12 protein-coding genes and 1 tRNA gene are annotated in these 15,645 nt (G+C 62.8%); all 13 read left to right on the top strand.

The genetic code is table 11. The features are described from left to right. Positions 1-23: 23 nt before the first annotated feature. The gene (gene rpmG, locus DSAT_RS05490; RefSeq protein WP_020886602.1) at positions 24-173 is read left to right on the top strand and encodes a 50S ribosomal protein L33; all 150 of its coding nucleotides are present in this window, start codon (positions 24-26) and stop codon (positions 171-173) included. A gap of 59 nt (positions 174-232) precedes the next feature. Further along, positions 233-308: transfer RNA gene (locus tag DSAT_RS05485), tRNA-Trp, on the top strand. Between the two features lie 20 nt (positions 309-328). Then, positions 329-577: a preprotein translocase subunit SecE gene (gene secE, locus DSAT_RS05480; protein WP_020886601.1), complete on the top strand. Its 249-nt coding sequence runs from the start codon at positions 329-331 to the stop codon at positions 575-577. 8 nt (positions 578-585) lie between these two features. Next, on the top strand, positions 586-1,143 hold the full coding sequence (gene nusG / locus DSAT_RS05475; protein WP_020886600.1) for a transcription termination/antitermination protein NusG: 558 nt from the start codon (positions 586-588) through the stop codon (positions 1,141-1,143). A gap of 52 nt (positions 1,144-1,195) precedes the next feature. Beyond that, positions 1,196-1,618 carry a 50S ribosomal protein L11 gene (gene rplK, locus DSAT_RS05470; RefSeq protein ID WP_020886599.1) on the top strand — a complete coding sequence of 141 codons (423 nt, stop codon included), beginning with the start codon at positions 1,196-1,198 and terminating at the stop codon, positions 1,616-1,618. Between the two features lie 11 nt (positions 1,619-1,629). Then, positions 1,630-2,337, top strand: coding sequence for a 50S ribosomal protein L1 (gene rplA / locus DSAT_RS05465; RefSeq protein ID WP_020886598.1), 708 nt, complete (start codon positions 1,630-1,632; stop codon positions 2,335-2,337). 174 nt (positions 2,338-2,511) lie between these two features. Continuing rightward, complete coding sequence (gene rplJ, locus DSAT_RS05460; protein ID WP_020886597.1) at positions 2,512-3,045, top strand: 50S ribosomal protein L10; 534 nt, start codon at positions 2,512-2,514, stop codon at positions 3,043-3,045. 36 nt (positions 3,046-3,081) lie between these two features. Further along, a complete protein-coding gene (rplL, locus tag DSAT_RS05455) occupies positions 3,082-3,462 on the top strand; it encodes a 50S ribosomal protein L7/L12 (protein ID WP_020886596.1) in 381 nt (126 codons plus the stop codon). A 300-nt stretch (positions 3,463-3,762) separates the two neighbouring features. Beyond that, entirely contained in the window at positions 3,763-7,938 is a 4,176-nt protein-coding gene (gene rpoB, locus DSAT_RS05450; protein ID WP_020886595.1) for a DNA-directed RNA polymerase subunit beta, read from the top strand. Positions 7,939-8,000: 62 nt separating this feature from the next. After that, positions 8,001-12,158, top strand: a complete 4,158-nt coding sequence (rpoC, locus tag DSAT_RS05445) for a DNA-directed RNA polymerase subunit beta' (RefSeq protein ID WP_020886594.1) — start codon at positions 8,001-8,003, stop codon at positions 12,156-12,158. 516 nt (positions 12,159-12,674) lie between these two features. Next, positions 12,675-13,046, top strand: coding sequence for a 30S ribosomal protein S12 (gene rpsL / locus DSAT_RS05440; RefSeq protein WP_020886593.1), 372 nt, complete (start codon positions 12,675-12,677; stop codon positions 13,044-13,046). Between the two features lie 12 nt (positions 13,047-13,058). Beyond that, positions 13,059-13,529, top strand: a complete 471-nt coding sequence (gene rpsG / locus DSAT_RS05435; protein WP_020886592.1) for a 30S ribosomal protein S7 — start codon at positions 13,059-13,061, stop codon at positions 13,527-13,529. Positions 13,530-13,541: 12 nt separating this feature from the next. After that, a complete protein-coding gene (gene fusA, locus DSAT_RS05430; protein WP_020886591.1) occupies positions 13,542-15,614 on the top strand; it encodes an elongation factor G in 2,073 nt (690 codons plus the stop codon). The last annotated feature ends 31 nt before the right edge of the window (positions 15,615-15,645 follow it).

Raw genomic sequence — 15,645 nt, 5'->3', positions numbered from 1 at the left:
TCTCCGAGATCGTGGAGTAGGCCATGCGAGTCATCATTCAGCTCCAGTGCACCGAGTGCAAGCGTCGTAACTATTCGACGATGAAGAATAAGAAGAATACCACGGGGCGTATCGAGCTGAAGAAGTACTGCCCCTGGGACAAGAAGCACACGGTGCACAAGGAATCCAAGTAGTGACCCGGCCGCGCCCTTTTTTGGGCGCGGCCACTCATCCCGGGAAACCGGGCACGTGCAGGCCAGTAGCTCTAACGGTAGAGCACTGGACTCCAAATCCAGGGGTTGGGGGTTCGAATCCCTCCTGGCCTGCCAGACATTTCGAGGCTCGAGAAATGGCCAAAGACAAGGCGCAGAAAGTCAGGACGGAAACCGCGGAGAAGGCGTCCCTGGGCGATAAGGCCAGGGAACTCGGCGAGTTTTTCGAGCAGAGCAAGGGCGAGCTGAAGAAGGTCGTCTGGCCCGGTCGCAAGGAGATCACCGCCACGACCATCGCCGTGCTCGTCCTGACCGTGGTCATGGCCATTTTTTTGGGTCTGGTTGATCTTGGTCTTTCCAAGATCGTACAGGCCATCCTGGCGTAGGCGGGGACATGTCGGACACTCAAGAAGCGCAAGCGCCCAAGGCGCGCTGGTACATCGTCCACACCTATTCGGGCTTTGAGCAGCGCGTGGAGCAGACCATCAAGGAGATGATCCGCACCGGACAGGCGCGCGGCCTCATCGAAGAGGTCGTGATGCCCACCGAGCGCGTCATCGAGTTGGTCAAGGGCGAGAAGAAGACCTCCACGAGGAAGTTCTATCCCGGCTACGTGATGGTCAAGATGGTGCTGACCGACTACTCCTGGCATCTGGTGCAGGAGATTCCGCGCGTCACCGGCTTCGTGGGTGGCAAAAACAGGCCCACGCCGATGCGCGACTCCGAGGCCCAGAAGATTCTGGACATGATGGAGCAGCGTCAGGAGCAGCCCAGGCCCAAGTTCCACTTTGAGCGGGGAGACGAGGTCCGGGTCATTGACGGCCCGTTCAGCGGCTTCAACGGAGTGGTCGAGGAAGTCAACTACGACAAGGGCAAGCTCCGTGTCGCGGTATCCATTTTCGGCCGCCAGACGCCGGTCGAATTGGATTTCGTCCAGGTCAGCAAGGGCTAGCCGTATTTTTGCGGGATTCAACATTCGCGAGATCGCGTAAGGGATAGCAATCATGGCCAAGAAAGTTACCGGCAAAATCAAGCTGCAGATTCCGGCTGGCGCCGCCAACCCCTCGCCGCCCGTCGGCCCCGCCCTGGGCCAGCACGGCGTGAATATCATGGAATTCTGCAAGGCGTTCAACGCCAAGACCCAAGAGCAAAAGGGGATGATCATTCCGGTGATCATCACGGTCTACGCCGACCGTTCCTTCACCTTCATCACCAAGACTCCGCCCGCGAGCACGCTGCTCGTCAAGGCGGCCGGTCTGGAGAAGGGGTCGGGCGAGCCCAACCGTAACAAGGTCGGCTCCGTGACCATGGCCCAGGTCGAGGAAATCGCCAAGCTGAAGATGCCCGACCTTTCCGCCAACACCCTTGAAGCCGCGGTCAGCAATATCGTCGGCACTGCCCGCAGCATGGGCATTGAAGTGAAGTAGGGGTCGTCATCATGCCGAAGCACGGAAAGAAATTCAGGAACGCCGTCGAAAGCGTCGATCTCGCCTCCAAGTATCCTATCGAGGAGGCCGTGAAACTCGCCATCGAAAAGGCTTTCGCCAAGTTCGACGAGAACGTGGACGTCGCCATCAACCTGGGCGTCGATCCCAAGTATTCCGACCAGATGGTGCGCGGCGCGTGCACCCTGCCCAACGGGTTGGGCAAGACCGTCCGCGTGGCCGTCTTCTGTAAGGGCGAGAAGCAGGCCGAGGCCAAGGCCGCCGGGGCCGACATCGTCGGTGCCGAGGATCTGGTCGAAAAGATCCAAGGCGGCTTCATGGACTTCGACAAGGCCATCGCCACGCCCGACATGATGGCCCAGGTGGGCAAGATCGGCCGCGTGCTCGGTCCCCGTGGGCTCATGCCCAACGCCAAGACCGGCACCGTGACCTTCGACGTGGCCACGGCCGTAAACGAAGTCAAGGCGGGCAAGGTGGAGTTCAAGGTAGACAAGGCCGGCGTGCTGCACGCCCCCCTTGGCAAGGTCTCCTTCGGCCCTGAGAAGATCCTGCAGAACCTCAAGGCCGTGGTGGACACCGTGATCCGCCTCAAGCCTTCGGGCGCCAAGGGCACGTATCTCAAGGCCTGCGCCGTGAGCACCACCATGGGGCCCGGTTTCAAGGTCGATCCCCTTTCCGTGCGCAAGTTCGCGGAAGGGTAGCCTAGAAGTACATGTTCCTCCCGGGCGGACGGGTTGTTCCGCTTCCGCCCGGGGGTTCATAATACGGCATGGGATTGTGAGCCCAAGACAGCGGGTGGGGTTTCCCCTTAATTTCCCGCCGAGGTTCACGTTTTGGCTCCTCTCCTGGCCGGAAAATCGTGTGAGGAGTATGTCGTGAACAGGACAGAAAAGGCGAAGGTCATCGAAGAGCTCAGGGGCGTCGCCAGTCCCGCGAGCATCGCCGTCGTGACCGACTTCAAGGGCATGACGGTGGAGCAGATGACGGAGCTTCGCGTCAAGCTGCGTTCGGCCAACGTGAACTATCACGTTGTCAAGAACACGCTTGCGCGCCTGGCCCTGGCCGACTGCGCTCACAAGGTTCTCGGCGACAAGCTGAAGGAAAACAACGCCATCGCCTTCGGCTACGACGATCCGGTCGCCGCCGCCAAGGTCATCGCCGACTTCCTCCGGGACAACCCCAAGACCAAGCTGCAGCTCAAGGGCGCCAGCCTGGAGGGGAAGTACCTGACGGAAGAGCAGGTGAAGGATCTGGCCAAGCTGCCCGGAAAGACGGAACTGCTCGCCATGCTGCTCGGCACCATGGGCGCCGTGCCGCGGAACTTCGTGTGCGTGCTGGCCGCCGTCCCCCGCGGGCTGCTCAACGTCCTTACGGCCCTTCGGGACCAAAAGGCCGAATCCGCAGCCTAAATCCGGAATTTTTGCGAAACAGGAAAGGAGAATCCCATGTCCGTCACCAAGGAACAAGTTGTTGAGTTTATCGCCGGCATGACCGTGCTGGAGCTGTCCGAGCTGATCAAAGAGCTCGAGGACAAGTTCGGCGTTTCCGCGGCCGCCCCGATGGCCGTGGCCGCCATGCCCGCCGCTGCCGCCGCCGCTCCCGCCGAAGACGAGAAGACCGAGTTCGACGTCGTCCTCAAGGGCGCCGGCGCCAACAAGATCGCCGTGATCAAGGCCGTTCGGGCCCTGACCGGCCTGGGGCTGAAGGAAGCCAAGGACAAGGTCGATGGTGCCCCCCAGACCATCAAGGAAGCCGTGTCCAAGCAGGAAGCCGACGAGGCCAAGAAGCAGCTTGAAGAAGCCGGCGCTGAAGTCGAAGTTAAGTAGCGGCTCGGCCGCATTCCCTTGTGGCGCAAAGGGCGCGGAACTCCCCAGGGGGTTTTGCGCTCTTTCGCCCGTTCCCTTTTGGGACTCCCCCCTGGGAGTACCGAAAACAGCGTCCCGCAAGGGTTTTCACGCCTGCCCCTGCGGACGCCGCGAGTCGTAAGCGCGAAGTGACGACACTGCACCGGGGCCTTTGCCCCTTTGCGATTACCGTCCGGCCATCCCGCCGGGCATGCCCGCATCACGCGTCGCTCCAGGCGCGGCGCGATGCGGCGCGCACCACAAATCCTTGACGAGGACACCATGGGCCAACTCATCAAGACTTTCGGCAAGATCAGCAACTCCCTGACCATCCCCCACCTGCTGAACCTCCAGATCGACTCGTATCTGGACTTCCTGCAGGCGGACGTGCCTCCGACCAGTCGAGAGGACAAGGGGCTGGAGGGCGTGTTCCGCTCGGTCTTCCCCATCGAGGACTTCAACCGGACCGCCAGCCTCGAGTACGTAAGCTACGAGATCGGCGAGCCCAAGTACGACGTCCCCGAATGCATGGCCAAGGGGTTGACCTTCGAGGCGCCCATCCGCATCAAGGTCCGCCTCGTGGTCTTCGACGTCGATGAGGAGTCGGGCAACCGCACCATCCGCGACATCAAGGAACAGGACATCTATTTCGGAACCGTGCCGCTCATGACCGAGAAGGGCACGTTCATCATCAACGGCACCGAGCGTGTCATCGTCAACCAGTTGCAGCGCTCGCCCGGCATCATCTTCGAGCACGATTCGGGCAAGACCCACTCGAGCCGCAAGGTGCTGTACTCCTGCCGCATCATTCCCATGCGCGGCTCGTGGCTCGACTTCGACTACGATCACAAGGACATCCTCTACGTGCGCATCGACCGCCGCCGTAAGATGCCTGCCACGATCCTCTTCAAGGCCATGGGAATGTCCAGCCAGGATATCCTCGACTACTTCTACCAGACCGAGACCTATCGCCTGGAGAAGGACAAGGTCTTCCGCGCCTTCGACAAGGATTTCTACCGCAAGGAGAACGCCTACACCGACATCGTCGCTGCCGACGGCACCGAGATCGCCAAGGTGGGCCGCCCGTTGACCAAGCGCGCCTGGAGGCTGATGGGCGAGCACGGCGTGACCGAATACGAGGTCGATCCCGCGAGCCTCTTCGGCATGTTCGTCGCCCGCGACGTGGTCGATTCCAAGACCGGCGAGGTCATGGCCACGGCCGGCGACGAGATCCACGAGGCGCTGCTCGAGAACCTACGCATGGCCAAGATCGCCGAGCTTTCGGTGCTCCACACCAAGGGCGCGGACGTTTCGTCTTCCATGCGCGACACCTTGATGCTCGACAAGACCACGGACCTCGAGACGGCCCAGATCGAGATCTACCGTCGTCTGCGTCCGTCCTCTCCGCCGACCCCCGAGATCGCGGCCAACTTCTTCGAGAACCTGTTCAGGAACCCCGACTACTACGACCTGTCGCCCGTGGGCCGCTACAAGCTGAACACCCGTCTGGGGCTGAACCACCCCTCGGACAAGCGCGTGCTCGGCAACGACGACATCCTCGAGGCCATCAAGCTCCTGAACAAGCTCAAGGACTCCCACGGTCCGGCCGACGACATCGACCACCTGGGCAACCGCCGCGTGCGCCCCGTGGGCGAGCTGGTGGAGAACCAGTACCGCATCGGCCTGGTGCGCATGGAGCGCGCCATCAAGGAGCGCATGAGCCTGCAGGAAGTGGCCACGCTTATGCCCCACGACCTGATCAACCCCAAGCCCGTGGCCGCAGTGCTCAAGGAGTTTTTCGGAACCTCGCAGCTCTCGCAGTTCATGGACCAGACCAACCCGCTCTCCGAGGTGACCCACAAGCGCCGCCTCTCGGCACTTGGGCCCGGCGGCCTGACCCGCGAGCGCGCGGGCTTCGAGGTGCGCGACGTGCACACCTCGCACTACGGCCGCATCTGCCCCATCGAGACGCCCGAAGGTCCGAACATCGGCCTCATCGTCTCGCTGACCACCTACGCGCGGGTCAACGAGTTCGGCTTCATCGAGACCCCTTACCGCGTGGTCAAGGGCGGCCAGGTCACCGACGAGGTGCATTACCTCGACGCCTCGCGCGAGTCGGGCGAGATCATCGCCCAGGCCAACGCGCCCGTGGACGAGCAGGGCCGCTTCGTGAACCCCACGGTCACCGCGCGCCTGCACGGCGACGTGCAGATGGTCCCGGCTGAAGAGATCACCCTGAAGGACATCGCCCCGGCGCAGATAGTCTCCATCTCGGCGGCGCTCATTCCATTCCTTGAACACGACGACGCCAACCGCGCGCTCATGGGCTCCAACATGCAGCGCCAGGCCGTACCGCTCCTGCGCTCCGAGATGCCCATCGTGGGCACCGGCATGGAAGGCAGCGTGGCCAAGGACAGCGGCGCCTGCATCCTGGCCAAGGACGACGGTGTGGTGGCCTACGTGGACGCCGACCGGATCATCGTCAACTACGCGGAAGGCGTGTCGCCCGAGACCGGCGGCACAGTGAACTACGAGTTGCAGAAGCACCACAAGTCGAACCAGAATTCTTGTTTCGGCCAAAAGCCCCGCGTCCAACTCGGCCAAGTGGTCAAGAAGGGCGACGTGCTGGCCGACGGCCCCGGCATCGAGGACGGTGAGCTTGCCCTGGGCAAGAACCTTGTCGTGGCCTTCATGCCCTGGTGCGGCTACAACTTCGAGGACTCGATCCTCATCTCCGAGCGCGTGGTTAAGGAAGACACCTTCACCTCGGTGCACATCGAGGAATTCGAACTGGTCGCCCGCGACACCAAGCTCGGACCCGAAGAGATCACCCGCGACATTCCCAACGTCGGCGAGGAAATGCTGCGCAACCTCGACGATTCGGGCATCATCCGCATCGGCGCCAAGGTCAAGGCCGACGATATCCTGGTGGGCAAGATTACTCCCAAGGGCGAGACGCAGCTCACGCCCGAGGAGAAATTGTTGCGCGCCATCTTTGGCGACAAGGCACGCGATGTGAAGAACACCTCGCTCAAGGTCCCGCCGGGAATCGAGGGCACGGTTATCGACATCAAAGTCTTCAACCGCAGAAGCGGCGACCGCGACGAGCGGACCAAGGAGATCGAGGATTACGAGCTCGCACGTCTCGACGCCAAGGAAGCCCAGCACCTGGGCGCGCTGGTCATGGCCACGCGTGAGCGCATTTGGGCTTCGAGTGCGGGCAAGCGCATCGGGCAGACCCTCATGGGGCAGAAAAAGGGCGAGGTCGTGGCCGAGGCCAACGCTCCCCTGACGCGCGAGATTCTCGACGCCGTGCCGGTCAAGAAGTTGGCCGGACTCTTCGCCTCCAAGGAAGCCAACGAGGAAGTGCGCCTGATCCTCGAAGACTACGACCGTCAGGTCCGGTTCATCAAAAACGTCTATGAGAAGAAGCGCGCCAAGGCCACGGAAGGCGACGACCTGCCCCCGGGCGTCATCAAGATGGTCAAGTGCTATATCGCCGTGAAGCGCAAGCTGGCGGTGGGCGACAAGATGGCCGGTCGTCACGGCAACAAGGGCGTCGTTTCGAACATCCTGCCCATCGAAGACATGCCCTACTTCGCCGACGGCACGCCCGTGGACATCGTGCTGAACCCCCTTGGCGTGCCCTCGCGCATGAACATCGGGCAGATCATGGAGACCCACCTGGGCTGGGCCGCTCGCGAGCTGGGCCAGCAACTCGCCGCCATGCTCGAGAACGGTGCGCACATGGACGCGCTCAGGGCCGACGTCAAGGACATCTACGCCTCTCCGGAGATCAGCGCCGTGGTCGACGCCATGAGTGACGACGAACTGCGCGAGATCGTGAAGAAGCTCAAGGGCCGTGGCATCGTCTGCAAGACTCCGGTCTTTGACGGCGCAAGCGAGGAGGAGATCTGGGCCTGGCTCAGGCGCGCGGGGCTGCCGGACGACGGCAAGACCGTGCTCTACGATGGCCGCACCGGCGACTCCTTCCACAGCCGTGTGACCACCGGCGTGATGTACATGCTGAAGCTCCATCACTTGGTCGACGAAAAGATTCACGCCCGGTCCACCGGCCCCTACAGCCTCGTCACCCAGCAGCCGCTGGGCGGCAAGGCCCAGTTCGGCGGCCAGCGCCTGGGCGAGATGGAAGTCTGGGCGCTTGAAGCCTACGGCGCTTCGCACTTGCTTCAGGAGTTCCTCACGGTCAAGTCCGACGACGTCGGCGGCCGCGTGAAGATGTACGAAAAGATCGTCAAGGGCGATAACTTCCTGGAAGCCGGTCTGCCCGAGTCCTTTAACGTGCTCGTGAAGGAACTCATGAGTCTGGGCCTGGACGTGAACCTGGTACCCGAAGAGCAGAAGAAAACCCAGCGCGAGGGCGGACGGGAGCGGGGAGAGCGGCGCACGCACTTCCAACAGGAAAGCCCCGAGACCGTGCGCGACGAACAGGAATAAACGCGGAACCCATCGGGCCGCGAGAACATATACCAAACCCTTAGCGACGAGAGGGCAGCCATATGACCTTGGACGATCTCTTCAGCTTCCGCCAAAGCGCCACGCAAAACGTCATGGCGCGCGGAGTGAAGGCCATCCAGATATCCATTGCCTCACCCGAGAAGATCCGCGAGTGGTCCTTCGGCGAGGTCAAGAAGCCGGAGACCATCAACTACCGGACCTTCAAGCCCGAGCGCGACGGCCTGTTCTGCGCCAAGATCTTCGGGCCGGTGAAGGACTACGAGTGCAACTGCGGCAAGTACAAGCGCATGAAGCATCGCGGCATCGTCTGCGAGAAGTGCGGCGTCGAGGTCATCGCCTCCAAGGTGCGCCGCGAGCGCATGGGCCACATTGAGCTGGCCGCGCCCGTGGCCCACATCTGGTTCCTGAAGACCCTGCCTTCCAAGATCGGCACGCTGCTCGACATGACCATGGCCGACCTCGAAAAGGTGCTCTACTTCGACTCCTACATCGTCATGGACCCCAAGGAGACGAACCTCAAGAAGTGCCAGGTCATCTCCGAGGATCAGTACCTGCAGATCATCGACGCCTACGGCGAGGACGCCCTGCGCGTGAGCATGGGCGCCGAGGCCGCCCGCGAGCTTCTCGAGGAGCTGAACCTGGAGGCCCTGCGCGCCGAGCTGCGCGAGGAGTCGCAGAGCACCAAGTCGCAGACCAAGAAGAAGAAGCTCACCAAGCGCCTGAAGATCGTGGAGGCCTTCCTGGAGTCGGGCAACCGTCCGGAGTGGATGATCATGGAGGTCATCCCGGTCATTCCGCCCGAACTGCGCCCCCTGGTTCCGCTGGACGGCGGCCGCTTCGCCACCTCGGACCTGAACGACCTCTACCGCAGGGTCATCAACCGCAACAACCGCCTGAAGCGGCTGCTCGAACTCGGCGCGCCCGAGATCATCATCCGCAACGAAAAGCGCATGCTGCAGGAGGCCGTCGACGCCCTGTTCGACAACGGCCGCCGCGGCCGGGCCATCACCGGCACCAACGGCCGGCCGCTCAAGTCGCTCTCCGACATGATCAAGGGCAAGCAGGGCCGGTTCCGTCAGAACCTCCTGGGCAAGCGCGTCGACTACTCGGGCCGCTCGGTCATCGTGGTCGGCCCGAACCTGAAGCTGCACCAGTGCGGCCTGCCCAAGAAAATGGCTCTCGAACTCTTCAAGCCCTTCATCTACTCCGAGCTCGAGCGGCGCGAGATCGCCACGACCATCAAGAGCGCCAAGAAGATGGTCGAGCGCGAGGAACTGGTGGTCTGGGACATCCTGGAAGAGGTCGTGCGCGAGTACCCGATCATGCTCAACCGCGCGCCCACCCTGCACCGTCTGGGCATCCAGTCCTTCGAGCCGCTGCTCGTCGAGGGCAAGGCCATCCGCCTGCACCCGCTGGTCTGCGCGGCCTACAACGCCGACTTCGATGGCGACCAGATGGCCGTGCACGTGCCTCTCTCCGTGGAGGCGCAGATCGAGTGCCGGGTGCTGATGATGAGCACCAACAACATCCTCTCGCCTTCCAACGGCCAGCCGATCATCGTGCCCTCTCAGGACATCGTGCTCGGGCTGTACTACCTCACCGTGGAGCGGGCCTTCGCCAAGGGCGAGGGCAAGATCTTCTCCGGTCCCTGGGAGGTCATCGCGGCCATCGACGCGGGCGTGGTCTCCCTGCACGCCAAGATTAAGGTGCGCATCGACGGTACGCTCGTCCAGACTACGCCCGGCCGCGTCATCGTGGCCGAGCTTCTGCCCAAGGAGATGCCCTTCGAGCTGGTCAACACCCTGCTCAACAAGAAGACCATTGCCAAGCTGGTTTCCGAGGCCTACCGCCGCGCCGGAACCAAGGCCACGGTCATCCTCTGCGACAAGCTGAAGGATCTGGGCTACGAATACTCCACCCGCGCAGGCGTCACCGTCGGCATCAAGGACCTGGAAATTCCGCCTGAGAAGGCCACCATGCTCACGGCCTCGGCCGACGAGGTGGAGGACATCCAGCGCCAGTACCAGGAAGGCATCATCACCCGCACCGAGAAGTACAACAAGGTCGTGGACGTCTGGACCAAATGCACCCAGGACGTGGCCAAGGCCATGTTCAGCCGCATCTCCACGGACATCGTGACCGATCCCAAGACGGGTGAGAAGAGCAAGGACGTCAGCTTCAACCCCATCTTCATGATGGTCAACTCCGGCGCGCGAGGCAACCAGGACCAGATGCGCCAGCTCGCGGGCATGCGCGGCCTGATGGCCAAGCCCTCGGGCGAGATCATCGAGACGCCCATCACCTCGTCCTTCCGCGAGGGCCTCTCGGTGTTGCAGTACTTCATCTCCACGCACGGCGCACGCAAGGGTCTGGCCGACACGGCGCTCAAGACCGCCAACTCGGGCTACCTGACTCGCCGCCTCGTCGATGTCGTCCAGGACGTCATCGTCTCCGAGATCGACTGCGGCACCGTCGATGGCCTCGAGGTCACGCATCTGGTCAAGTCCGGCAACATCGAGCAGAAACTCTCCGAGCGCGTGCTCGGCCGGGTGACCATGTTCCCGGTCTTCGACGAGGAGACCGGCAAGGTCATCATTCCCGAGAACACCATGATCGACGAGAAGGTCGCCGACGTTCTCGACGATCACGGCATCTCCTCGATCATCATCCGTTCGGTGCTCACCTGCCAGTCCGAGCACGGCGTCTGCGCCTCCTGCTACGGCCGCGACCTGGCGCGCGGCCGCCTGGTCAACGTCGGCGAAACCGTGGGCATCATCGCCGCGCAGTCCATCGGCGAACCCGGCACGCAGCTGACCATGCGCACCTTCCACATCGGCGGCACGGCCTCGCGCGAGATCGAGCGCAGCTCTATCCAGTCGAGCCACGTCGGTCAGGTTGTCCTGCACCGCGTGAAGACCGTGACCAACTCCGAGGGCTTCGACATGGTCCTCAACAAGTCGGGCCAGATCGGCATCGTGGACGAGCAGGGCCGCGAGCGGGAGAAGTACATCCTTCCCTCGGGCGCAAAGCTCTATGTCAAGCACGGCCAAGCCGTGAAGAAGGGCGATCTGGTCGCCGAGTGGGACCCCTTCAACGAGCCCTTCGTCACGGACGTGGAAGGCACGCTGCGCTTCACCGACATCATCGAGGGCAAGACCTACCAAGAGAAAGTGGACGAAATCACCCGCCGCTCCACACAGACCATCATCGAGTACCGCTCGACCAACCTCAAGCCCACCATCTCCGTGGTGGACGCCAAGGGCAGGGTGCTCAAGCGCCCCAACTCCGAGACCAAAGCCGCCTTCCAGCTTCCCGTGGGCGCGATCATCATGGTTCGCGACGGTGAGCCGGTGCGCGCGGGCGACATAATCGCCCGAAAGCCCCGCGAAACCTCCAAGACCAAGGACATCGTCGGCGGTCTGCCGCGTGTGGCCGAGCTCTTCGAGGTCCGGAAGCCCAAGGAACTGGCCGTGGTCTCCGAGATCGACGGCACCATCGGCTTCGGTCCCGAGACCAAGGGCAAGCGCAAGATCATCGTCACTCCCGAGGTGGGCGAGCCCAAGGAATACCTCATTCCCAAGGGCAGGCACGTCACCGTGTCCGAGGGAGACTTCGTGGAGGCGGGCGAACTGCTCACCGAAGGTTACCCCGAACTGCACGACATCCTGAAGATCAAGGGCGAGAAGTTCCTGGCCCGCTACCTCGTCGAGGAGGTCCAGGACGTTTATCGCTTCCAGGGCGTGGGCATCAACGACAAGCACATCGAGATCATCGTGCGTCAGATGCTCAAGAAGGTCAGCATCCTCGACCCGGGCGGCACCTCGTTCCTGGTGGGCGAGCAGGTGGACAAGCAGCGCTTCATGGAAGAGAACCAGAAGTGCCTGGCCGAGGGGCTCACGCCCGCCGTGGCCGAGCCTCTGGTCCTGGGCATCACCCAGGCTTCGCTGACCACCGACTCGTTCATTTCCGCGGCCTCCTTCCAGGAGACCACCAAGGTGTTGACCGAGGCGGCGCTGTCCGGCAAATCCGACCCCCTGCGCGGTCTCAAGGAGAACGTCATCGTCGGCCGTTTGATCCCGGCTGGTACCGGCTACCGTCGCTACATGAACAGCGAGATCGTCGTGCCCGAGCAGCCCGAACGTCCCGACAAGTTCCTTGAAGACATCGAGGAAGAGCCGCTGTACGCTGGGCGCGAATAGCGGAGCAAGCCCAAAAGGTCGTCAAAGGCCCGCCCCGCATATGCGGGGCGGGCCTTTGACGTTGGTTTGCCCGCAACAGTCGGACGGGAATATGGACCTTAAACGAGAGTCAAAAATCATATTTTCCGCTTGCCATCACGCGGGAGTTGGAGTACAGAGCGTTTCTCCCGTTCGCGGGAATCTTCGCGTGCATTTGAGTTGAACCACCGCTCCCTGCCTGCATCAGCGGGGAAGCGCGCCGCCAGGACGGAATGCTGACCGGCCGACGTGGCGCATCTTCCGCGGCCCTTGTGGGTCGTGCCCCATACCGGACACCCTGCCGTCAGGGATGGTGTCCGTCGGTTCCGGCGACGGTCCGTCGCGTCCCATGCTGGGGATGTGGCCGGGTGTGCTTTTTTGGCGCGCCTATGTGAGACCGCCTTGCCGATTACGTTGTGAAAAGCTCTTGACAGGGGTTCGTCGCTGGACTATGTCCTGCGGTCTTTGCGCCTGAAACGCTTTTGAGGAAGGGAATCTATGCCCACGATTAACCAGTTGATCCGCAAGGCCCGGGCCGAGGTCGTCAAGCGGAAGAAGACGCCCGCCCTGCAGGCCTGCCCGCAGCGCCGCGGTGTGTGCACCCGCGTCTACACGACCACGCCCAAAAAGCCCAACTCGGCGCTGCGTAAGGTTGCTCGCGTGCGCCTGACCAACGGCATCGAGGTCACCGCCTACATCCCCGGCGAGGGCCACAACCTCCAGGAACACTCCGTGGTCATGATCCGCGGCGGCCGCGTCAAGGACTTGCCTGGCGTGCGCTACCACATCATCCGCGGCGCCCTGGATACCGCCGGCGTCAATGACCGCCGCCAGGGCCGTTCCAAGTACGGCGCCAAGCGTCCGAAGTAAGGGAGAGACTCCATGCCCCGCAAAGGTCCGGTTCCCAAGAGGGAAATCCTTCCTGATCCGAAGTACAAGAGCATTCTGGCCATGCGCTTCGTCAATCGCATGATGAAGGACGGCAAGAAGGCCGTGGCCGAGAAAATTTTCTACTCCTGCCTGGATATCCTCGGCGAGAAGACGGGCGACGATCCGCTGAAGGCCTTCGAGAAGGCCGTGGACAACGTCAAGCCCTTCGTCGAGGTCAAGTCCCGCCGTGTGGGCGGCGCCACCTATCAGGTGCCCGTCGAAGTGCGCCATGAGCGCCAGTTGACCCTGGCCATCCGCTGGCTCATCGGCTACGCCCGCTCGCGCGGCGAGAAAGGCATGGTCTCCCGCCTGTCCGGCGAGCTTCTCGACGCCTACAACAATCGTGGCGGCGCCGTGAAGAAGAAGGAAGACACCCACCGCATGGCCGAAGCCAACAAGGCTTTCGCGCACTATCGCTGGTAGGGGAGGCTGAACGTGGCACGCAAAGTACCCATTCCCATGCAGCGCAACATCGGCATCATGGCCCACATTGATGCCGGCAAGACGACCACGACTGAGCGCATCCTGTTCTACACCGGCGTCTCGCACAAGATCGGCGAAGTGCACGATGGCGAGGCGACCATGGACTGGATGGTGCAGGAGCAGGAGCGCGGCATCACCATCACTTCCGCCGCCACCACCTGCTTCTGGCGCGACCACCGCATCAACATCATCGACACGCCGGGCCACGTGGACTTCACCATGGAAGTCGAACGTTCCCTGCGAGTCCTCGACGGCGCGGTGGCCCTCTTCGATGCGGTCGCTGGCGTGCAGCCGCAGTCCGAGACCGTGTGGCGCCAGGCCGACCGGTACCGCGTGCCCCGCATCGCCTTCATCAACAAGATGGATCGCATCGGCGCGGATTTCTTCCGGGCCGTGGGCACCATTCGCGACCGCCTGGGCGCCAAGCCCGTGCCCATGCAGATTCCCATTGGTCGCGAGGACGAGTTCCGTGGCGTGGTCGATCTTATCGAGGGCAAGGCCATCATCTTCGACGACCAAGCCATGGGCGCCAAGTATGTCTATGAGGACATCCCGGCCGATCTCGTGGACAAGTACAACGAGCTTCGATTGCAGATGGTCGATTCCGTGGTCGAGGAAGACGAGGAGTTGATGGAGAAGTACCTGGGCGGAGAGGAATTGTCCGCCGAGGAGATCCGCCGGGCCGTGAAGCTGGCCACCGCCAATCTGAAGATCACCCCCGTGCTGTGCGGCTCCGCCTTCAAGAACAAGGGCGTGCAGCCCCTGCTCGACGCCGTGGTGGACTATCTGCCCAACCCGATCGAAGTGCCCGCCATCAAGGGCGTGCTCGTCGATGGCGGCGAAGGCGAGGTTCCCTGCGACTGCAAGGACGAACTGCCTCTGGCTGGACTGGCCTTCAAGCTCATGACCGATCCCTTTGTCGGCCACCTGACCTTCGTGCGCATCTATTCGGGCTTCATCGAGTCCGGCATGACCGTGGTCAACGCCACGAACGGCAAGAAGGAGCGCATCGGTCGTCTCCTGAAGATGCACGCCAACAAGCGTGAGGAGATCAAGTGGGCGGGCGCGGGCGACATCGTTGCGGCCGTCGGCCTGAAGACCACGGCTACAGGCGATACCCTGTGCGACCCCAAGCGCGTGCTCAAGCTCGAATCCATGAGCATTCCCGAGGCGGTCATCGAAGTCGCCATCGAGCCCAAGTCCAAGGCTGACCGCGACCATCTCTCCGATGCCCTGGCCAAGCTGGTCAAGGAGGATCCTTCCTTCCGCGTCAAGGGTGACGAAGAGACCGGGCAAACCCTCATCGCGGGCATGGGCGAACTGCATCTTGAGATCATCGTCGATCGCCTGCTGCGCGAGTTCAACGTGAACGCCAACGTGGGCGCGCCTCGCGTCGCCTACCGCGAGACCATCACGCAGAAATCCGAGGTCGATCACAAGTACGCCAAGCAGACTGGCGGCCGCGGCCAATACGGCCACGTGTGCATCCGCATCGAGCCCAACCCCGAGAAGGGCTACGAGTTCGTGGACGCCATCAAGGGCGGCGTGATCCCCAAGGAATACGTCCCGGCCGTGGACAAAGGCATCCAGGATGCGTTGAAGTCCGGCGTGCTCGCTGGCTACCCCACGGTGGACATAAAGGTTGAGCTGTTCTTCGGCTCTTACCACGAGGTGGATTCCTCGGAGCAGGCCTTCTACATCGCGGGCTCCATGGCCGTGAAAGAAGCCATCCGCAAGGCCGCGCCCGTGATCCTCGAACCCATCATGGGCGTCGAGGTCGTGACCCCCGAGGAATACCTCGGCGACGTCATGGGAGACCTTAACGGACGCCGCGGCCGCATCTCCGGCATGGAGGCTCAGGGAGGCGCCCAGGTGGTGAACTCCATGGTGCCCCTGTCCAGCATGTTCGGGTACGCCACGGATCTGCGCTCCAAGACGCAAGGCCGCGCGACCTTCACCATGCAGTTCGACCATTACGAACGCGTACCGGCCAGCCTGGCTGAAGAAATCATTAAGAAGAAGTAGGGAGAAGCGTCATGGGCAAGGCGAAATTCGA

The sequence above is a fragment of the Alkalidesulfovibrio alkalitolerans DSM 16529 genome, assembly GCF_000422245.1.
GTDB classification, from domain to species: Bacteria; Desulfobacterota; Desulfovibrionia; order Desulfovibrionales; family Desulfovibrionaceae; genus Alkalidesulfovibrio; species Alkalidesulfovibrio alkalitolerans.
This window is presented reverse-complemented; position numbering and strand designations above follow the sequence as displayed.